Source organism: Sphingomonas sp. (assembly GCF_036269755.1).
Taxonomy (GTDB): Bacteria; Pseudomonadota; Alphaproteobacteria; order Sphingomonadales; family Sphingomonadaceae; genus Sphingomonas.
On record NZ_DATBDV010000020.1, the window covers coordinates 85,045 to 107,192 of the forward strand.

Here is a 22,148-nt window from a genome sequence, read left to right on the forward strand (position 1 = left end):
GGAGGGGATGGTATGAAGCTCGCGGTCCGTGTCGCGTTGCTGGCGCTGGCGCTGGCGTTCGCGCCGATCGCGGCATTCGGCGACAATAGTCCGCACGTCGTGGTTGCCACTCCGGGGATCGGCGACGGATCGATCGAGCGCTTTACGGTGCGGTTCGACCAGGCGATGGTGGCGCTCGGCGATCCGCGCGCGGCGAGCCCGTTCCTCGTCGAATGCCCGGTGGAGGGCACCGGGCGCTGGGCCGATCAGCAGACCTTCGTCTACGAATTCGCCAAGCCCTTGCCCGGCGGCATCAAGTGCACCTTCACCACGCGGACGGGCGTGAAGAGCGTGTCGGGCTATGCGCTCGCCGGCGAGCAGGTGTTCACGGTCGATTCGGGCGGGCCGATGGCGCGCGCGATCCTGCCGGGCGAGAATAGCGACGAGATCGAGGAGGATCAGGTCTTCCTCGTCGCCGCCAATCTGCCCGCGACGCCGCAATCGGTGGCGGCCAATGCCTATTGCTCGGTCGAGGGGCTGGGCGAGAAGATCCCGGTCGACGTGCTCGCGCCCGACACTGCCGCCAAGATCCTGGGGGATCTCGGCACCAGCGATTACAATGTCCAGAGCTTCCTGTCCGAAGGCGGAATGCCGGCCGACATTCCGGCGAGCCTGACCGACCGGCAGAAGATGCTGGCGAGCGTCACCGCGCTCAAATGCCGGCGCCCGCTGCCGCCGGGGCACGACATGGCGCTCGTCTGGTCGGGCAAGATCGCCAGCGCAAACGGCAAGCCCGCGGGTACCGACCAGCGCTTCGACTATACCGTGCGCAAGCCCTTCGCGGCGAAGTTCGAATGCGGCCGCACTAACGCGCAGGCGGGCTGCGATCCGGTCGAGAAGGCGTATCTTCGCTTCACCGCCCCGATCGCGATGAGCGACGCGCAGCAAATGCGGATCACCACCGCCGACGGCACCGAAATCAAGCCGGTCTTCAGCAAGGACGAGATGAAGTCGGCGACGATCAGCGACGTCACCTTTGCCGGGCCGATGCCTTATTCTACCACCGCGAAGGTCAGCATTCCGGCCGGGGTCAAGGATGAGAGCGGGCGTCCGCTGACCAATGCCGAACGCTTTCCGCTCGATATCCGGATCGACGCAGCACCGCCGTTGGTCAAGTTCGCGGCTTCGTTCGGCATCCTCGAGCTCAAGGAAGGCGGCGTGTTGCCGGTCACGGTGCGCAACGTCGAGCCGGCGCTGCAGGGGCAGAACCTCGCGGTCGCCGGGCAATCGCTTCGCGTCGACGGGTCGGACGGCAAGATCGCCCAATGGCTGCGCACCGTCAGCAGCGCCGATGATTACAACGTAGAGGACATCAAGAAGGGCGACGAGGTCGTCGGCCACATCCAGAAAACCGGCGCCACGCCGATCCTGACCGGCGCCGATGCCGGGTCGGCGATGAAGATCGGGCTGCCGGGCAAGGGCAAGGATTTCGAAGTCGTCGGCATCCCGCTGTCGAAGCCCGGCTTCTACGTCGTCGAGCTCGCCAGCCCGACGCTCGGCCGCGCGCTGCTCGGCCGTAACGCACCGCGCTACGTCGCCACCGCCGCGCTCGTCACCAACATGGCGGTGCATTTCAAATGGGGGCGGGAAAAGAGCCTTGCCTGGGTGACCAGCCTCGACAGCGGGTTACCGGTGGCCAACGCCGCGGTGAGCGTGACCGACAGCTGCTCGGGCGAAGTGCTGGCGAATGGCACCACCGACCGGTCGGGCGCGGTGTTCATTCCCGAAGGCCTGCCCGAGCCGTCGGCCTATGGCGGATCGTGCTACTCGGGCTCGACCGATCGCCCGCTGATGATTTCCGCGCGCGCCGGCGACGATTACAGCTTCGCCTTGAGCGGTTGGGGCGAGGGCATCCGGCCGTACGATTTCGACCTGCCGTACGGCTATTCGAAGTCGGGCGAGGTGTTCCACACGGTGTTCGACCGCGCGCTCGTCCGTCAGGGCGAGACGATCCACATGAAGCACATCGTCCGCCAGCCGCAGGGCGCCGGCTTCTCGGTCGGGCCGGGCTTCACGGGAACGCTCCGGCTGTCGCATCGCGGGTCGGACGCGCAATTCGACTTGCCGCTGACGGTCGATGCCAACGGCATCGGCGAGACCGAATGGACCGCACCCAAGGGCGCACCAATGGGCGACTACGACGTTCAGGTGATCGACGGCGACAGCACCATCTACACCAACCAGTCGTTCAAGGTCGACGAATACAAATTGCCGACGATGCGCGCGACGGTGACGGGGCCGAAGGACGCCGCGATCCGCCCCAAGTCGCTGCCGCTCGATCTTTTCGTTGGGTACCTGTCGGGCGGCGGCGCGTCGAACCTGCCGGTCGAGATGCGCGTCGGCTATTTCGGGCGATCCTCGACCCCCGACGGCTATGACGGCTTCACGTTCGGCGGCGACGAGGTGAAGGAGGGTACGAAGCCGCTTAACGGCGACGGCGACGAGGAAGAGACACCGCTGCCGCCGACCCAGACGCTGCCCGCGACGCTCGGCGCCGACGGCACCACGCGAACGTCGGTCGACGTGCCGGTGCTCGACAGCCCGACCGATATGCTGGTCGAGATGGATTATCAGGACGCCAATGGCGAGACGCTGACCGCGTCGAAGCGGATTCCGATCTTTCCCTCGGCGGTCCAGCTCGGGGTCAAGACCGACGGCTGGCTGATGAAGCAGGACGATCTGCGGCTCAACTTCGTCGCGCTCGACACCGACGGCAAGCCGATGAAGGGTCAGAACGTCCAGGTCGCGCTCTACAGCCGCCAGGTGCTGACCGCGCGGCGGCGGCTGATCGGCGGGTTCTACGCGTACGACAACCAGATGAAGACTCAGCGGATCGCGGGCACCTGCTCGGCGACCACCGACGAGCTCGGGCTGGCTAAGTGCAGCATCGACCCCGGCGTGTCGGGCGAAGTGTACATCGTCGCCACGACCACCGACGCCAACGGCAACGTGTCGCGCGCGGTGCGATCGGTGTGGCTCGCCGGCGACGACGAATGGTGGTTCGGCGGCGACAATGGCGACCGCATGGACGTCGTCCCCGAAAAACAGGCATATAAAGCCGGGGAGACCGCGCGCTTTCAGGTCCGCATGCCGTTCCGCGAGGCCGAGGCTTTGGTCACGGTCGAGCGCGAGGGCGTGCTGTCGAGCTTCGTCACCAGGCTGTCGGGATCGAACCCGGTGGTCGAGGTGGCGATGCCGGGGAGCTATGCGCCCGACGTCTATGTCTCGGTGATGGCGGTGCGCGGGCGAGTTCAATCGGGCGCCTGGACCTGGCTGCAAAGCATCGGTCACGCGCTTGGCCTGTCGAGCGGCTCGCCCGAAGCGCAGGAACCGAGCGCGTTGGTCGACCTCGCCAAGCCGAGCTATCGGCTCGGCATCGCCAAGGTGAAGGTCGGGTGGGAAGGGCACCAACTCGAAGTCGCGGTCAAGGCCGACCGCGAACGCTATGCCGCGCGTGGCACCGCGACCGCCGACATCACCGTCAAAACCCCGGACGGGAAGCCCGCGGCCAGCGCCAATGTCGCGTTCGTCGCGGTCGACCAGGCGTTGCTCCAGCTCGCGCCCAACGACAGCTGGGACGTGCTGACCGCAATGATGGGCGACCGCCCGCTGTCGGTCGTCACCTCGACCGCGCAGACTCAAGTGGTCGGCAAGCGCCATTACGGCAAGAAAGCGGTGGAGGCCGGCGGCGGCGGCGGCGCCGATCTGTCGGGGCTCAACCGTGAGAACTTCCAGCCGGTGTTGCTGTGGCAGGGCAACGTGCCGCTCGACGCCAATGGTCATGCCGCGGTCCACGTCCCGCTCAACGACGCGCTGTCGAGCTTCAAGCTGGTGGCGATCGCGACCGACGGTGCGCAACTGTTCGGCACCGGCAGCACCGACATCCGCACCGCGCAGGATCTGAGCGTCTATGCGGGGATTCCGCAGCTTGTGCGCACCGGTGACCAGTACGCCGCCGGGTTCACGCTGAGGAACGGGTCGGACAAGCCGATGACGGTCACCGCGACCGTCGACCTCGAACCGCGCGTCGCGGTCGGCAAGCCGCTGACGGTGACGATCCCCGCCGGAGGCGCCGCGCCGATCGCGTGGAACCTGACCGCGCCGGCCGGTGCCGGCCAGCTCAAATGGACCGTCAGCGCCAAGTCGTCGGACGGCAAGGCGGTCGACCGCGTGACGACGACGCAGGACGTGATCGATACGTATCCGGTCGACGTCTGGGCCGCGACGCTGACCCGGATCGGCAATGACGGATCGATCCCGATCGCGCCGCCGGCGGGCGCGCTGCCGGGGCGCGGCGTGGTCGATGTCCAGTTGATGGACACGCTCGCGCCGCCGCTCGCTGGCGTCAGGCGCTTCATGGCGTTCTATCCCTATGATTGCTTCGAACAGCGGCTGAGCCGCGCGGTTGCGCTGGGCGACATGGCTGGGTGGCAATCTTTGGTCGGCGACCTGCCGACCTATCAGGCCGATGACGGGCTGCTGCGCTATTGGCCCGATGCGAAGCTGCCGGGGTCGGAAGCGCTGACGGCGTACGTGCTGTCGATCACCGCCGATGCCGGGCTGCCGATCCCCGATGCCGCCAAGACCAGGATGGTCGAGGGGCTCAAGGCCGTGCTCGACGGTCGCTTGCGGCACGAGGATTATGGCGACGTCCGGCTGATGCGGCTGGCGTCGTTCAACGCGATTGCGCGCGCGGGTGCCGCGACCCCGGCGATGCTTGGCCAGATCAGCATCACGCCGATGGAGATGCCGACCTCGAACCTCGCCGATTACCTGGTGGCGCTCGACAAGGTGCCGGGGCTCGCCAACGCCAACGCGCTCAAGGCCAAGGTCGAAGCGGTGCTGAGGACGCGGCTGGTCTATGAGGGCACGCGGCTCGATCTGTCGGATCAGGACAGGTCGCCATGGTGGCTGATGTCGTCGGCCGACGAAGGCGCGATCAAGGCAGTGATCGCGACGCTCGGGCGCCCCGGCTGGAACGACGAATCGGCCAAGATGATGGTCGGCGTCGCGCTGCGTCAGGCGCACGGGCGGTGGGACACGACCACGGCCAATGCCTGGGGCACGATCGCGGCGAAGAAGTTCGGTGGGCTCTATCCGGCCAGCGCGATCATGGGGACGACGACGATGTCGCTCGGCACGCAGTCGATCAGCCGGGTATGGCCGCTGGCGGGCGATCAGCGCACCGTCAGCTTCCCGCTGCCCTCGGCGCAAGTGCCGCTGATGCTGCGCCAGTCGGGCGGGGTAGGGCCGTGGGCGACGGTGCAGGTCTCGGCCGCGGTGCCGCTCAAACAGGCCTTGTTCGCGGGGTACCGCCTGACCAGGAAGATCGAGCCGGTCAGCCAGCGCGTGAAGGGGCAATGGACTCGCGGCGACGTGGTGCGTGTGGTGATCAGCGTCGATGCCACCGCCGAGCGCAACTGGGTGGTGATCAACGATCCGATCCCGGCGGGCGCGACGATCATCGGCAATTTCGCCAACCAGTCGCAACTGCTTGCCTCCCAGGAGAATGGCGGTGGCGGGAGCAATTTTCAGGCGGTGGATGGCGACGGCAAATTGTGGGATGTCCAGGTCGGCGTGCAGCCGTCGTACATCGAGCGGCGCAACGATTCGTGGCGCGGCTTCTTCGGTTGGGTGCCGCGCGGGACGTTCACGATCGCGTACGTGATGCGATTGAACGCGCCGGGGGTTTACAACCTGCCGTCGAGCCGGGTCGAGGCGATGTACTCGCCCTCGATCAACGCGCAGGTGCCGAACGTGCCGTTCACGATCCGGGACAGGTGAGGGGCAAGCTACGCTAGATAATAACGCCTCCCCGGCGAAGGCCGGGGCCCAGTTGGGATGAGTAGAGTAACAGTGCGAACCGCGTCGTCATCATTGTCCCCCATCTGGGTCCCGGCCTTCGCCGGGGAGGTGTGAAGATGAACGGCGCGGCGGGCATCCGTACTGCATGGCGTTGGGCACGGCGTGTCGAGGCGCGGGTCGACGACGTCATCGCCGACGCCGGGGTTTGGCTGCTCCGGCGCCGCCCTCGCACGCGCAAGCAATGGACCTTGACCGGGCTGGGGACGCTATTCGGCGCGGTCCTCCTCCTCGACATCCTGACGCTGCCGCCGCCGATCCCCGACTACGCCGCGGTACGCGCCGCGTGGCAGCCGTCCGAGGCGTGGCTGTACGATCGCAACGGCGTGCTGATCGATTCGTCGCGCGTCGATTACCAGCGCCGCCGCCTCGCCTGGACGCCGCTCGACCGCGTCGCCAGGCCGGTCACCGAAGCGGTGGTCGCCGCCGAGGATCACCGCTTCTACGCGCATGGCGGGGTTGATTGGCTCGCAAGCTTCGCGGCGCTGCGCGACCGCATCGAGCGCAAGCCGTCGCGCGGTGCCTCGACGCTGTCGATGCAAGTCGCCGGGTTCCTGTCGCCCGAACTCGCCCGGCCCGGGGCGCGCGGCTGGCTCGACAAGTTGCGCCAGATGCGTGCGGCGACGGCGCTCGACGGCGCGTGGTCGAAGGACCAGATCCTCGAAGCCTATCTAAACCTCGCCGGATTCCGCGGAGAAGCGCAAGGAATCGGCGCTGCCGCGCTCGGGCTGTTCGGCAAGACCCCCGATGCGTTGAGCCGCGACGATGCGTTGCTGCTGACGGCGTTGCTTCCGAACCCGCAGGCGACCCCGGCGACGGTCGCGCGTCGCGCCTGCGGCCTTGCCGGTGAGCGCGACTGCACGCGGTTCGAAGCCGCTGCCTATTCGATGCTCGGCCCGGCGCGCAGCCTCGCGCTGGACCCCGGCCTCGCGCCGCACCTCGCCGCCAAGCTGCTCACCAAGCCCGGACTCAAGATCACCACCACGCTCGACGCCGACATCCAGCGAATCGCGATCGGCGCGCTCAAGCGCGAGCTCGAAGGGCTCGGGAGCAGCCGCGCGCGCGATGGCGCGGTGGTGGTGCTCGACAATGCGTCGGGCGACGTGCTCGCTTATGTCGGCGGCATCGGCGGCAACTCGACCGCGCCCGATGTCGATGCGGCCGATTCGCCGCGCCAGGCCGGCTCGACGCTCAAGCCGTTCCTATACGCGCAGGCGATCGAGAAGGGGTATCTGACCCCCGCCTCGATCCTCGACGATTCGCCGGTCCAGCTCGACACCGCGTCGGGACTCTATGTCCCGCAGAATTACGACAAGGGGTTCAAGGGGCAGGTGTCGGTGCGCTCGGCGCTGGCGGGGTCGCTCAACGTGCCGGCGGTGCGCACCTTGCTGCTGGTCGGGGTCGATGCGTTCCGCGACCGGCTATGGGACACTGGATATACGGGGCTGGTCGAGGACGGCGACTATTACGGCTACAGCCTCGCGCTGGGGTCGGCCGAGGTGACCTTGCTGCAACAGGCCGACGCCTATCGCAGCCTCGCCAACGGGGGGCGCTGGAGCCCGTTGCGCTTCGTCGCCAACGACCCCGCTACGCAACCTCGCGCGATCGTCAGCGCGCAAGCCGCGTGGATCGTCGCCGATATGATGGCCGATCCCAACGCGCGCGCCGTCACCTTCGGGCTCGATTCCTCATTGCGCCTGCCGTTCTGGGCGGCGGTCAAGACCGGCACGTCGAAGGCGATGCGCGACAATTGGTGCGTCGGCTTCTCCGACCGCTACACCGTCGCGGTGTGGGTCGGGAACATGGAGGGCGACCCGATGCGCGTCGTGTCGGGCGTCAGTGGCGCGGCCCCGGTGTGGCGCGACGTCATGCTCGCGCTCCACGCCGACCGCCCGAGCCGAGCCCCGCCGATGCCCGCTGGGGTCGAGCCGCGCGCGATCGCGTTCGCCGGCAATATCGAACAGCCGCGCCGCGAATATTTTCTCAAGGGCACCGGCATGAGCCTGATCGCCGCCGCGCCGCCCGAATCGCGCCGCCCGCGCATCACCAACCCCGTCTCGGGCAGCGTCTATGCGATCGACCCGGACATCCCGATGGACCGCCAGCGGCTCGCCCTCGCCGTGACCGGCGACGCGGCGACTCACCGGCTGCTGCTCGACCAGCGCGACCTCGGCGACGCCAGCACCGCGCCGTTGATCCTGCCCGGTCCCGGACGGCACCGGCTGGCGCTGCTCGATCTGTCGGGCAAGGTGGTCGACCAGGTCGTGTTCACGATGCGGTGAGCCCAGCCCCGTCAAGTCTGTGAAGCGGTACCACGGGCCAGAGGCGCCCGGGCGGGCATTGAAATCGCCCGGGCGCCCGCCTCTACCGGGGAGCTAACCAGCAGAAGGTCATGACGCAGGGCACGAAGCCCGCGACTACACCCGCCTAGTCGCGCCCCGCTTAACCACCGGCGAACGCGCCGGTCAGGCAAGCGCAAGGATGATGTTGGATGGACGCGTCGCCATGTGAGCGGATTACGGGCGGCTCGGCTCAAAAAAGGGAAATGGTGCCCAGAAGAGGAAATCTTATGGACGCCGAAGCTGTTGACTTCAAAGCGTGAAAATCATCGTCTTCTCGCCGAGAGACAGCTTAGCATACACAGTCCTGGCCGCAAGCCGCAGCGCGAGCCAATTCTCGTAGCGAAGCACCGAAAAACCTGCGGATTCTCTCGCGCGCACCATACGCGTTCACGCGAGACGGATAGCAGCAAGTGTGTCAGCTCCCTTTCTCCCGATGATCGAAAGCCCCTGTCACCGAAAAGAAACTGGCGTAGACATCCCTCTGCCGGGATGCACGGCACAATTGGATGCGGCCAAGCGATCAGAAACCTTTTGTATTGGTCGGATCTTCTTCAAGCTATCGGACGGGCCGCAAATTAGACTAGCAATTGCATCATCAGCGGCTCCGGAAGATAGACCATCAGGCCGTCGCCATTGTCTTCCACACCGGCCTTCGAGTTCGCGTGTGCTGATGCAAGGCTGACTCGCACCGCAAGGTTCGCTGCGACTTCCATTGATGGGATGTCGATGGGGATGGTCCAGCGAGTGCAACCCGCCGGCACATCCGTGGTTCTCGAGTTTCCATATCCATAGTCCTTCCTTACTCCCTTCCCAAGGCTGTCGGTCGTGACCGCGTCACCGCTCTCGCCCAGGACGGGGACGGGCCCACCTCCGCGGTTGTCCAATCGCTCCAATTCGACCGTGATGAGGGGCGCGGCCGCCATCATCGCAATATCGAGGTCGCCCGGCAGGCTGTCAGGATCATCGACCATCGGCGCGCGTTCGATATAACTCGGGCCCGTGGCGATTACCTCGACGCGAAGCCCTTTGCGGACTGCTGCGAACTCCCAAGGTTGGTGCAGCATCACGGCATCTGTCAATACCGGGTCCGATAGGTGGCAACCGGGATGCGCATGTACTTGATACCGGGCCAGCGACAGCTTGGCGCTCACCAAAAAGGCTGAGGCATTGGCCAACTCGATGTCACAGAACCATCTTCCGCACCCCTCGTCGAACTGTGGCTCGAGGACTGCGAGTTTCACACCCAGCGGCACGTTTGGATCACCCTTTTCGGGAAGCGGGAGCAAGGCATCGACTTGGCCGACCGTCCGTGCCGGGTCTCGGCTGCCGTCGTGGATCTGGGAAGCATCGAGATAGGTCGGATCATCCCCCTGATTGTCGGGGCGAAGCTCCTGTGAGGGCGCCATCGACATTGCGCCGCCCCAGCGACTTAGTTGCGCCAGAACCCAATCTGGTTGATCGGCAGCCTTCGGGTCTCGGCAAACGACCGCCAGCTTTTCGCCCTGCCCGGAATCGAACCAGACACTGTCGAGCCAGCATCGATAGACATGTGACAGCCTCTTGCCGCTAGGAAGGCCATTCTGGCCCCCAACGTCCTCGATCCAGCGTCGGTAGAGAACGCCTTTGTTGCGCACTGGCTGGGGCGCGGCAGGTTTGCTGGTAGCGAGCAGCCAGAATTTGACGACCCCGGTCGGCAGTTGCGCGCCTGGCTCCAGCGCCGCCTCGAACGAAACCTTGTCTGCGCTAGCCTGCTCGTATGCCCCCTCGTTCGGAGGAACTTCGCGTGGCGCGAATCGCGATCGAGCTACGATCCGGACGCAAACCAGTCGTGCGATATGGCTTTTGAATTCGGCGCTGAGCGAACGAAGCTTGCCTGCGTCGTCGCGCACTAGATCGATCTGATTTGCTCGTCGCTCGAACGCTGCGCGTGTCTCGTTATCCGACCTAGTGAGCGCCGGAATGTCAGGGATCGTGAACAGGCGGCCGTATTGAATACGTTCCTTGAACGACCAGATGCCGGATTGTTCGACGGCGTAGGGATCTTCTGCCTTCGCGGTCCGCGAAAAGGCTATCGGCTGGGTGTAGTCGTACCAGATCGCCTCTGCCCACACCTCGTCCACACTCTTGCGATCGATCGTGATCGACCCAAACGAGTAGGTCGTCTCCGCACCGATCTCGTACACCGACGTCGCCTTGTCTGCGTTTGCCGGCCAATGGTCCTCGGCAACACGGGAACATCCCAGCCGCCCTATATCGGGACGGCTCAGAGGCTGGTCGACGGGGCTTTCGAGCCGGAAGCGAACTACGTCCATCAAGGGTCCGATCCGCATTCGGCTGGCCTGCTTGAACCAAATATCTTCGAGAGCCGCAAGGTTGCCTTCGCCCGTTTCGACCAGCGCCGCGTGGTTCGACACGGTCCCGCGGCGCATCACGGGTACTACCAGGGGATGCTGCGCATGCGCCTCGCCCGTTCGTATCGTCCAAGCTTCGAGCTCGACGGTTTCCCCCAGCGCGACCTCGACCAAGACGGTCGGCACAACCAGCGAGTGCCCGTTGCTCGACAGCGTTGTCGGCTCACCCGCTCTCACAGAGCTGGTCGGTTTTCGCACAGAAACTATCTTCAGTGCTATAGGCGTGATCTGATCGGGATCGAAACCTTGCCCACGCTTTGCACGATCGGCCGCCGATCGACCCCAGAAGGAAATCTCGCTGTCGGGAAAGGCTTGCGCATCATCTATTGGCGGAGTCGCCTTAGTAGCGACGAGACGAACGCCGAGTGCGCAGAGAGTATTGTCGACGTAGTGAGGTGTCGCGGGCGGCGACGGCGAAATCCGCTGCAACTGAAAGCTTCGCGCAGCACCCCGATCTCCGCCGGGGTTCGTCCCAAGCAACGGGAACGTGCCATCTGCGAGGTGCATGAGAGCTCGATAGGATCCGAACTGTTTTCGATGCTTCGCGCGGCTCCTTGCCTGTAGATCGGACTCGCCTGTCAACTTCGGTATGGGGTCGAACTGGCCTTGCTGCTCGGCAAGGTCGAAACCGGCGGGCGGCAAGACCAAAACGCGGAGAGCGGCCTGATCCTGTTCCTTCACCACGATCGTTTCCGGTGTCGGCTCATTGTCGTGCGGCTTGTCCTCGGCGGCGATGGGCACAAGTTTTTGCCCGGGCGGCACGAGTGTCAGAGGAGCCGGTGCCCGCTCGAAGGGCGTATACCGGAAGGACCCAAAAGGTCCGTGAGGGTCGCCGAGCGCGTGGCGACCGACGAGGCGCTTGCTCGCCTCTAGCGATACACTCGATCCGTTGATCTTTCGCACCCGTAGCATCACGCGATAGAGCCCACGCTGCCGGAGCAGCGCGCCATTCTTCATCCCGGAGAAGCGGTAAGTGATCCGGCCCGGCAACACGTCCTTGCTTGGCGGATGTGGGTTGTCGACGGGCTTCCCGTTGTGCTTCCCACGGCTCGGCAACCCGATGTTGGCTCCCGACCAAGCCAGCAGCTGTTCCGATACAAGGGCGTGATCCACGCCCTTGTCGTCGGTCCAGGTACGGGGTGCAGGAAGGATGAAACCTTCGTCGCGGCGATCGGCTTCGGAGTATCTGAGCGACTGCAACGCGGTATATTCCAGCCGCCTCGATCCTGCGGGAAGAACTTTTCCATCGGGGGTAACGAAATCCACCCGGTATCCCTGGACGAGATCCTCTGCATGAAGAATCTGATAGCCGGCGACGGGCGCGACGGGGGTTTTTCGGCGGAACTGGGCCACCTCGAAGGGGATGTTCGGCTGCATGTCTAGCAGAATCATGCCGCGCGTCCGCAGGCTGGCGTCATCGACCAGGGCGGGATCGTTATTCACCCCGCTACGAGCCGATCCCTCGGTCTCCTGGAGAGAGCGGCGAAGTGACATCAGTCCGGCCAGCGCATCAACCGACTCCAGACAGAAGCGTGGATTTCCCGGCGAGTCGGCGCGATGCATGTTCAGCCGGACGACACCGTCCTCGAGCGGAAGCGAAGGGACCATCGACGTCGCAGGGTCGCTCTGGTCGCCGCCCTCGGGGCGCGGTTCGAAGACCCAGCCTTCGACATCGCCAGTCGTCTTGAGCACGAAGGATGTCGCCGACTTCGTTGCGGATGCTACCTGGCCCGACACGGTGACCGCGGAGGGGTCCTTCACACCGACAGTCACGAAGCCCGCACCACTAACTCGAATGCTCGCTGGAATAGCATCGAGGGGAATTGCGATGTCGACGATGAGGCGAACCAGCTTGCGAAGGCTCGGATGCGCTTGAAGCGCTGCGATGTAGCTCTGCGCCGCGACAGCGGGATCATCTGCGCGAAGCGACCTTGTCTTGGCCTTCAATTCTTTTTCAGTCTTGTGGCCGCGATCGACCGCCGCAAGTGCCATGCGAGCTAACGAGTACGGTTGGGCAGGCGACGGCGTGAAGCTGCCATCGAGCGACGTAGCCGTCGGCGAGGTGACTGAAGCGCCGAAGACACGCTCGGCAAATGGGTCCTTGGCAAGAACGGAGAGACCGTTCGGACGCGGACCTTCCGGTGGAAAGGGACTCATCAAGTCACCGGTCCCCTTTTGCCGCATATACGCCGCCACGACTGCCCTCCTGCCGGCGAGAAACATTCCCTCGAGTCTGCTCTCGAGCGCCTTTCCCCTCGCTGCGGCATCGACGTCGACGGCCCCGCTGGAGGCATCGCCGATAGGCAGGTCGGCGAAGATGTCGCGCTTGAGCAGCAGTCGGGCATCATGTCGCTTGACTGCAATATCGTTCGGATCGGCAAGGCGACGTCGTGCCACCAGATCAAGCTTCGACGCATCGAAAGCTTTAGCATCTAGGTCGTGCGCCACCGCCTGCATGGACTGTTCGAGCACGATTTCCAGCCGCCGCTTGACCAGTTCGGCGAGACGGGCGTAGCCATAAGTCTCGATCGATACGTCCTTGAAGGCCGGTTGGGCCGACATCATCGTCACATAGGCGTCGAGTTCTGTCTGGCTTTTCCAGATCGACTGCCACCATGCATCGGCCGCGGAATCGAAATGTGCCGGCGCGCCTGGCGGATTGAAGCTGAGCGGTTGCCCCAGCTTGATCGGGAGCATGTTCGACGGGTCGGTTCCGAAAGATACCTCGAAGGCCAGCGCAGAAATCTTACTGGGCCACTGGAGAAGCGGTATGGCTTGATCCGATGTCGGCTCAGGCCGCAGCACTACGCTCAGGCAAAGGGTCGGCTGCCCGTTCCCCTGTTCGAAGCCATCAGGCACCGCAGTACATTCGACTTTCGCGAAATAGCCGCTCATGATGGCCAACTCGCGACGAAATTGTCCCTGTAGTCCAGCCAGTCGGTCATCTTGTCGGGAAAATCAATCTCGGGCGGTTCGCCGAGCAGATTTGTCGACTCGATACGCGCCTTGGCACCCGCGCCTCCCGAAAACGAATATTGTGCATCAACCCCATAGCTAATCTCGACGAACCCGACCCGGAACGAGAAGGTAAAGGTTGCGGAGCCGGACATCTGGGAGTCTTGTTCGATGATCTTTACCTCGAGGCAGACGCTGATGCCGAAGCAGGCGATTTGGCCTTCACCGATCGCATGAACGAAGCCCTCGAGACGCCGGCTGCCGTCGGCCTTGGCGAACAGGTAGATGCCGGCCGTGACCCTGCCGCTTCCGTTCAAGGGACCGAAGTTGAATTCGGTCGCGGCGCCAAACTCGAGCTGGATCTCGAAGGCAATGACGCCGCGCGCGTTCGCGTACAGGGCAAGAAACCCCCCGCCATAGTAGCAAGGCGCGATCGTGATCCCGAAAGGATTCTCCCGCGAAGAGATTGCGAACCGCGCGACGGCTTGACTACCATCGAACGGCAGGAGCATCGACAGCTCGATGCCGAGGTTGGTGATCGTGAGGCCGCCGAACGTTACCGCTTTCACATTGAAGGCGTAGCCGACCATCGCGCCCGGCGGGCTGAAGCTGGGCCGCACATACGGGCCTTGCCCTTTCGCGCCGAGATACTTCGCCAGCGCATCGAGGAATTTCAGATCCTTTCCGATCTCGACATCGTCGATTTTCGTGCTGAACGAAGGTGCGCTGCCGTCAACGCTTTCAAACCTGGTCTGCCTGAAGCCGATCCTGACCAGATCGAGGCTGCCTAGCAGGGCGATGGCGAACGGCTTGACCTCACCCCTGACGATGACCTTCCGATCGCGAGGGTTGGTGAGGTCGACTTCGATACGCGTCGCTATCGCGAGATCGAAATCTTGGTCGTCGGGACCGGAATCTTGGTCGTCCGGGTCGTCGAGCATGCTTTGGATGGAATCCCAGGCATCCTCGGGTTCTGCAATTCCCTTGCATGCGTCCTTGCCAGGCAGGAAGATCGGATTGCCCGCCGGAATATCGTGGAGCTTTGTCGTCCAGGCGTATGTCAACGTGACACGCGTCGGCACTAATTGGCGCACGATCTGCTCGATCGCCTCCTTGGCTGCAGCGAAGTCGAAGATCGCTCCCATCTGCCCGCGCGTAATCGCAGAAAACATCTCGACGAGCGTTCTTGTCGTAACGATGAACCCGCCGTTGCCTGTCGACCAGCGGGAGACGATGCTGGCGGCGCTTGCTGGATTTCCCGGCACCTTTTTGAGAGCATCAAGGTCGTCACTGATCGCAGCCCGCGCGAGTTCGAGCCTCGTCCGAATTGAGCCGGTGAGGACAACCACGAGATCCGGCGCACTCGCCATCGTCTTAAGGACGCTGTCCGCGGCTTCCAGGCCCTTGCGATGCACGTCGATGAGCGGAAAAAGTACCTTTCCGGATAGCGTATCGCGCAATGGCTTCAGCTGATCGAGCAAGGGGCCCTGCAGGACCGAATAGTCCAGGGCGCGCGCGAAGACGTCGCGTTCAACCTCGAGCAGGGCTTCGGCGCTAGCGACCATCGCTGACAATTCTTCCGGCTTGCAGGTGCCCGTTGAGATTTGTGCATAGGCCGCGTTCACTGGCGTTGCTTGGGTGACGAGCCTGTCGATGAACGGTTGGAGCCGCGCCACCACGATCTGGGAGCTCGATTTCAGCCGAGTCTCCAGCTGGCTCATTTTGCCACCGGCTGTATCCGCCAGGCGCGCGAGAGTGAGACGATATGCCAGTATGAGTTGCTCGCGAAGCGCTTCGCCCAGTGCTTGCTGGGCCTCCTTGGCCAGTTGCTGGACAATCTTGTCCGAAGCACCCGCCAAGGACGACAACGCATCGAAAACCTCACGCGCCTGTGTCTCGCAGTCGCCGACCGCCTTCAGGATAGAGCCGCAGCCTCGATTCAGTTCCGCGATCGCGGCCGGCACGCGGCCAGGCGCCGTGCAGGCCAGTTCGGCAGCTGTAACCGCATCGCGCATGTCCTGCAGCCTTGTCACCTGCGCGCCGAACCGGGTGATGCTCGTTCGCAGGCTCGCCGCGGCCTCGCGGGTGGCGGTGACTTCAGGGGTAGCCGGAGCACCGGCCAGGTCGAGCGCTTCGAGGCGATCGTTTATGACGGCGATCGAATGCCGGAATTCGTCGGCCGATGGCAATCCGGCGAGCGCGAGCTCCGCGACGTCCACCAGCGGGCGAGCGGCGCCCTGGCATGCCGCACTCGCCGCCGCGGCGGCGGTCTCGACCAGGGAATCGGTCGCTGCCAAGGCGTCGAGCACACGAACGACGATCGCTCGCGCCAGCTCCGCAGCCTTGGCGATCGCCTCAGCCTCCAATGTCTCGATCGCGGTCGCCATTCCCGTCGCGGCGGCAATCATCTCGAGAACGGGCACGATCAAAGTCCTGCCGATGATCGCGGTCTGCAGCTCCGTGGGAATCTTCGCAGGATTGTCGAGGAGGTCCGCGACAAGCAATTCGGCCTCGTGCCTCGTGAACGGTACCGCAGGCTCCTGCTCCTTGGGACGGAGCTTGCCGAAAATCGTGTCGAAGACACCTGCGTCTCGGAGCGAGCCATCTGTGTTGAAGCACGTGTCGAGAGCGGTCTTGATCCAAGGTTCGATGACCTGCTTCCGTAGGTCATCGATCGCCTGCTTCATTGCGCCCGCCAAGACGGCACCGACGCCGTCGCGTACCGTCTCTATGACTGTCTGGACCTGAGCCAGGATGTTGCGGACGGGCTCGGGCGCAGGGTTCGCAACGACGGCTTCGACCGCCGCACGGACACTGCGCCAATGCTCGGTAACGCTGTTCGCGATCGGAGAGATTGCTGCGATGTTCGGTTCGGAAGCTTTGAGCAGGCCAGAAAGCGCATCGAGGTCGGCTGCGATCGCCTTGAGGCTGTCGACCAGAGCGGGATAGTAGGCGTGGAGTGCCGGCGTCTTCTCGCCAGAGCCACCCGTCGGAATTCCGATTTTTTCCGACTTCAGAAACGCGATGAGCTTCGCTTCGGCCGTATTCAGAGCATCGAGAATTCCTTGACTCGCTGCCGAGCAACTCGCGCCCAATACGTCCTTGATGTCGGCAAGTGGACCCAGCGCGTAGTCGTAGACTTCCCGGAATTTTGGTTGCGCCGCCGCAAGCAGAATCGCTGCTGCTTCGCCCAAATCGATGATCCCGAACAGCTTTCCGAGCTTGAAGGTCTTAGCGGGCTCGAAGCGGTTGGCATCGATTGCGCTGTAGTCCCAGGCAAGGTCGGTCCCCGCGGGAGCGGGCGCGGGCGCGGGCGCAGTCGCCACTCGCAACGGACTGGCCTTCACGTTCTCGGGCGACGCTGCGCGTAGCGGAGCGCCGACGATGGCGTTGACCCGGCTGATCGCAGACAACGGAGTGGGAGTTTGCGCAACCCCTCCGGTGTTCTGGTTCGGGGCATTCATCAGGCCCGTCGTGTCGAGAAAGCCCAGGTACAATTCGCCCGGGTTCGCACCTTCGCCGAAACCGTGCCGGACGTAATTCTCGACGTAACCGACCCTCTTCAATCCCTGTGCAGCACCCATCATCCTATCGAGCGCCGGAATCTGGATTCTTGCTTCAGTCATTGCGGGATAGAAGGGCGGCTCGTCAGCGCCCTCCATGAACGCGTCCATCTGATACTGCGCGTATTGGTTGTCCTGCGTAGCCGTCGGCGTCGGAGTCGGTGTCGCTGCGGCAGGAGCTTCAGGAAGAGCGCGGGGAACAGCCTTTAGGACAATGGAATCCGTGTCGAAGCTCGTATCGCCAAATTTGCGCGGAGCGGCGTAGATCGTCTTGCCGCCGTGATGTCTTTCTGTCCGGCGGCTCTCTTCGACCGAATTGTTGTAATAGTCGAGCACTGCTGCGACCGTCGGAGGATGGTGGACTGCAGCATTGTCGAGGAACAGCATCGGCAAGGTACGTTGGACACCAGTCTCGTCTGCCTCGATCGCAAACTGCACGTCGGTTTTCGCGCCCTTGGCCAGCGGCCAGAAAATCTTGCCGACCGGCTTGCGTTCGACCGTTTCCGGCGGGCACTTCGGAGCCGGGCTGGCGGGGGCCGACGGGACCGGGTCCGGCGGCAGGACCAGTTCCGCAGGTGGATCGAAGCTCGGCTCCAATTCGGGGCTCAGGCCGCTTACGAGATGGGCGTGCCGCACCGGAATCTGGAGCCCCGCGAAGGGCTGGTACAATCCAGGAAAGCTCTTCTCGACAGGCTTCGGCAGAATAAACTGCCGTTTGATCCCCGGCATCATCGCGCCGAAACCCTTCATCGAATATGCCTCTCGGTCGGTGACCTCGATCAGTGCGACCCGGAAGCCGTAGGGGAAGAGGAATCCTTTCAGCATCACCTTGACGAAGACGAGGTTGCCTCGACTCGTCCGGTAGATGAAGCGTTCGACGGAGAATGCTCGGCGGAACGCGGGATCGTTGGGAACCGGAGCCGCGGGCTCCCCTTGCCATTCGACGTCGATATCGGCGCCGAAGCCGGTCAATCGCGCTTCGAACCGGCTGAAAGGAGCCGGCATCATCACGCCTTCTTGTCGAATAGCCGGCTGTTTGGGATCGACGGGGTTCGCGACCTTCGACTTGTCGAGGAACTCCCAGTCCGACGTCCCAGGCTGGGGTCTCGGCATCCGCACTAGACTCTGGGGAATATCCTCCCCGGTCGTCGTGACGGCCCGCAGCGCCGGGATCCCCAGGGCCGACGACATCAAGAAAACTTCAGCGGCTTCCGTTGCTTTGATCGCAGTCTCGAACGGTGCATCTTTGCCCAGCGTCCCGACCGGCCCGCAACCGCCGATGAGCGCATTCGGATTGAAGCCGTCGACCCACGTCGCTCTGACGACCGATTGTGGCTGGGCAAGGCCGTTCTTGACCATTGGCGTGAGCTCGAGCTGCGCGGTCCATAGCGGAATGCTGCCGCTGCCGGGCAACCCCGTCGTGCGAAACCGCGCCCTGGCATCGGGCGAGAAGCTCATCCCGGTAACGAGTTCTAGCGAGGTTTGTCCGTTGGCCGGCTTCGTCAATGAATTTCTGACCCGGCGGAGCGCCTCCTCGCGCTGCGTCGTCTCGTCGATCCCGAGGCTGCCGAGTTGCTCCCTGAGCGGCAGGTTTGCAGCGGTGATCCGGTCTGGCACCGCAAGCGTCAAGGCGCTCCAGTCGGTGAGTGCTTCGACTGACAGTGGCAGAGTCGGGGCGGCCGACTGAGTTTCGAATGAAACGTAGCTCGGGCCGGATACTTGTGTTCTTGCGAGACGGGTTGCAGTTCCGGGCCCTGCATAAGGAGCAGTATCGCCCAGAACGCGGAGCTTCGGAGGTGGCTTCCCTAGTGCCCAGTCGATGCCTCCCTGGATGTATCGCCCCCATGATTGAATGTAACCATCCGGCGGGGCTTCGAAGACTTCCTCTTGGAAATGCTGCGCGTGGAAGCGGACCCCGCGGCGCGCGCCTACGCCGGGAACCAAGGTCGTGCCGGTATTTTGGACAAGAAGCCGATAGTCGTGAAATTGGAATCCGACGTCGATGCCGTCCTGGTGACGACGCGTCCGCAGGACTGGCCCATCTCGTTCTAGTTCGGGATTTTCCGGGCTGAACAGCCGCAGCGAGACGCCGCTCTCTTCGCCGAGATGGATGCTATCGATGTCCAGCGCGCCGAAGTCTGCAGGCCGGCGACCGATCGTCAGCGTCGCTTCCTTGCCATCGACGTCATCCGAAAGCCATTGGATAGCCGATCGGTCGAGGCCTACCCCGGCTGAACGTCGGCGCCTGAAATCGACGTCGTACCTTGCCTCGTCCTCTCCCCGCGGGTGAAGAGACAGCAGCTGCACCGGAAACCAAAGTGTCGTGCTTTCGTGGACCTTGTCGGACGACATCATGTCGCCGCCGCAGATGTGTGCAGCGAACCGCATGCCGCCGATCATCTTAGGCTTGTTTGAAATGCGTCCGCGGAAGCCGATGCGCCTGGAACCGGCGAGCTGGAACAGGGTCACGCGCTCGAGGAATACATTGCGGGGCGTTTCCGGCACCCCGATGGACATTCGCGTCTCGCCGTCGTCGGCCAAGCGTCGGACAGACACCAGCGCCCCGCCCATCAGAAAGCGCTCGACCTTGAGGCTGGGCAAAGCTGGTATCAGGCGCAGTTGGCGGTTCCACGCCGAAGTGAACATCCACCCAGCCTTCGGCTGGACTAGAGCGCCACCAGAAACCGAGGCCGTCAGCTTTCGTGTCGCCGGCTTGCCGAGGAAGGTCGCGACGTCGTTGTCCGGCGATGCGGAAGCCGCATCGCTGTCGTCGATGGCTTCGATCGCAAAGCGCGTGGCTGTGCCTGCGCTCTCCCCTAGGGAAAAGCCGAGGCCTTTCACCTCGCCCGGCGAAGTGGACAGTGAAAACGGCCATGTCAGCCGTGCTGCGATCGCTGCGCCGGTCAGGCTCAGCGCCTCGGCGCTCGAACCGACAAACTTGAGACGAGCGATCGGAACGTACGTCGACCGCGCGAACCAGCTCGCCAGCGAAATCGACTGCGGTGCCTGCCCCTCGTAGTTCCAGCGCAATTGCCAGACGGTTCCTGCCTGAACGACTTCGATGGTGAAGCGGGCGCTTACGTTCGTGCCGGCAAACCGCCCGCGAATGTCCAAGCGGTGCGGCGTGGGAAGTGCAATCTTCGCCGATCCACCTGCATCGCCGGCGAGCCAGTCTGGATCAAACAGCCATTCCTTTCCATCCCAGGAGAGTGCGACACGACGCCCCTTCCGCTTGAATGCCGGCTTGGCCGCAAGAGGCGCGAGGATGGGCGGCGCAACCACCTGCGCTCCGGCCTGATGAGGCGCCAGCAACGCAACCGCGCTGCAGCTGCTGAGAAACGAGCGCCTGCTGACACGTGGGCCGAACCCACCCTCAACGGACACAGGTACTGGTGGTCCACCATCCATGCGATTCCCCCCACGCGAAAGGTATCACGGGAGGTAAGATCCGCAACTTCGGATCGCGCCGATTTGAAGCTAGACATGCAATCGGGTGATAGCGCCATGGAAGATGGCTCTGCGCCGGCGAAATTGCGCCCTCATCCCTGGCGCTCCGAACGATACCGAGTGCCGATTTCTTTCCGCTGTAACGCAAAAAGCTGCTCTATTCGGGAAGGCGCGACTCGCGCCCTCGAACGCGGAGTAATCGAGATGTATCGCAAGACGGTACTGGAGAAGAACGGCGCGCAGCGCATCACCGTGATTACCGACGACAACGGCACGCAAGTCTTCGACGAGAATGGAACGGCGATCGCAACCTATGGCGACGACCGTCACGACGAGGCCGTGAAGAACTACACCGACGGTGGGTGGACGATCGTCTCTGACGAAAAGCGCTGACGGCAGGCAATTGTTCCCGGCGCCGGCTATGTCCCAAAGGCTAAAGCCGATGCGCTAGGGGGCGCCGTACCGAGCTGCCATCCCTGCCGCGTCCCCGGCCGACAGCCTTGTCCAGCGTCCGATCGTCGACTGTTTCGCTAGGTTAGGCGGCTTGACCAGAATTGTCGTCATGGTTGCGCCGGTCGTCGGATCCTTGCGCCCGAATGCCGTGCCCCAGTAATGCATTACCGAATCGAAATCGTATGACGTCCCTTCGTCATCGGTGCTTTCGATATCGAAGTTGCTCGACTTGCCGGCTATGATGTTTGCCATGAGTATCTGGACGTACGTTTCACGATCGGATCGGCACTGTTCATGGGCGAGTCCAAACGAGTGGCCAATCTCGTGAGCGACCGTAAGTGGACTGTCCCAGTTCATTATCTTGATCGTGCCAACGCCGGGCTGCTTCCCGATTGTGGAACTGTTTTCATTGGAAGTCATGACTTGGACGTAGGATGTCTCAGTAGTGCGTGCCACGCATTCGACCCGGGCGACGGCCTTCCAGAGGTCACAGGACGTGATGAAAACCAGCTGCTTTGCCGTGTCGACGCTGCTGTCGAACTGATAGATCAATTTCCCGCCGGGCCATTTCGCGCCCGAAAATCCCGAGAGAAGGGTGGCCTGCTCGGGAAAAAGCTGGTCGTCGATCTGGATATAACGCCCGCGAACGCCAGCAAGTCGAACGACGTTGAAGCGCTTGATGGCGGTTCGTGTAATCGGGCGACCACTCTCGGGCCAGAACGAAGCAGAACGAACCGGCTCGGCTAAGCTCAGCAGCGCGAGAGTCCCGCACAAGCTTGCGACTGCGATGCCCCTCATAATTTCCCCCCAACGGAAGCCATGACCTTCAACGACGGTGCAAGAAATCTAGCAGCGTTCGCCAGGCATCGCGACACAAACTTCTGAGATTCACCAGCAGCGGCGAGTTTCCGGGAAGCGGGGCTAGTGCAGTGGCGCAGCATGCAGGAAGGCGATGCCGGCCGTTTATTGGTGGAAAGGACGTCGGCGCCCCAGGTCAGCTGGCTCTTTGGGGGATTGTCAAGCACGCTGGGAAGCCGCTGTGACTACGCTGTATCAACCGGATTATTCCCTCGCAT

At 63.8% G+C, this 22,148-nt stretch carries 6 protein-coding genes; 3 read left to right on the forward strand and 3 right to left on the reverse strand.

Annotated features, from left to right (window positions below):
- Positions 1-12: 12 nt before the first annotated feature.
- Together VH326_RS13230 and pbpC are read left to right on the forward strand one after the other, a co-directional pair.
- Complete coding sequence (locus VH326_RS13230) at positions 13-5,823, forward strand: alpha-2-macroglobulin family protein (protein WP_329632305.1); 5,811 nt, start codon at positions 13-15, stop codon at positions 5,821-5,823.
- A 137-nt stretch (positions 5,824-5,960) separates the two neighbouring features.
- Complete coding sequence (gene pbpC, locus VH326_RS13235) at positions 5,961-8,183, forward strand: penicillin-binding protein 1C (protein WP_329632306.1); 2,223 nt, start codon at positions 5,961-5,963, stop codon at positions 8,181-8,183.
- A gap of 635 nt (positions 8,184-8,818) precedes the next feature.
- Here pbpC and VH326_RS13240 read toward each other — a convergent pair.
- Both VH326_RS13240 and VH326_RS13245 read right to left on the reverse strand, forming a co-directional pair.
- A complete protein-coding gene (locus tag VH326_RS13240) occupies positions 8,819-13,549 on the reverse strand; it encodes a hypothetical protein (RefSeq protein WP_329632307.1) in 4,731 nt (1,576 codons plus the stop codon).
- A complete protein-coding gene (locus tag VH326_RS13245; protein WP_329632308.1) occupies positions 13,546-20,454 on the reverse strand; it encodes a hypothetical protein in 6,909 nt (2,302 codons plus the stop codon). The genes VH326_RS13240 and VH326_RS13245 overlap by 4 nt, the downstream gene beginning before the upstream one ends.
- Positions 20,455-20,823: 369 nt before the next feature.
- Here VH326_RS13245 and VH326_RS13250 point away from each other — a divergent pair, with 369 nt between their 5' ends.
- Positions 20,824-21,012, forward strand: a complete 189-nt coding sequence (locus VH326_RS13250) for a hypothetical protein (protein WP_329632309.1) — start codon at positions 20,824-20,826, stop codon at positions 21,010-21,012.
- Between the two features lie 54 nt (positions 21,013-21,066).
- Here VH326_RS13250 and VH326_RS13255 read toward each other — a convergent pair whose 3' ends face one another.
- Positions 21,067-21,870: a M12 family metallopeptidase gene (locus VH326_RS13255; protein ID WP_329632310.1), complete on the reverse strand. Its 804-nt coding sequence runs from the start codon at positions 21,868-21,870 to the stop codon at positions 21,067-21,069.
- Between the last annotated feature and the right edge of the window lie 278 nt (positions 21,871-22,148).

Coding starts and splice junctions, on each gene's coding strand:
- VH326_RS13255 (WP_329632310.1), bottom strand. CDS start 21,870: ATGAGGGGCATCGCAGTCGCAAGCTTGTGCGGGACTCTCGCGCTGCTG.
- VH326_RS13250 (WP_329632309.1), top strand. CDS start 20,824: ATGTATCGCAAGACGGTACTGGAGAAGAACGGCGCGCAGCGCATCACC.
- VH326_RS13240 (WP_329632307.1), bottom strand. CDS start 13,549: ATGAGCGGCTATTTCGCGAAAGTCGAATGTACTGCGGTGCCTGATGGC.
- pbpC (WP_329632306.1), top strand. CDS start 5,961: ATGAACGGCGCGGCGGGCATCCGTACTGCATGGCGTTGGGCACGGCGT.
- VH326_RS13230 (WP_329632305.1), top strand. CDS start 13: ATGAAGCTCGCGGTCCGTGTCGCGTTGCTGGCGCTGGCGCTGGCGTTC.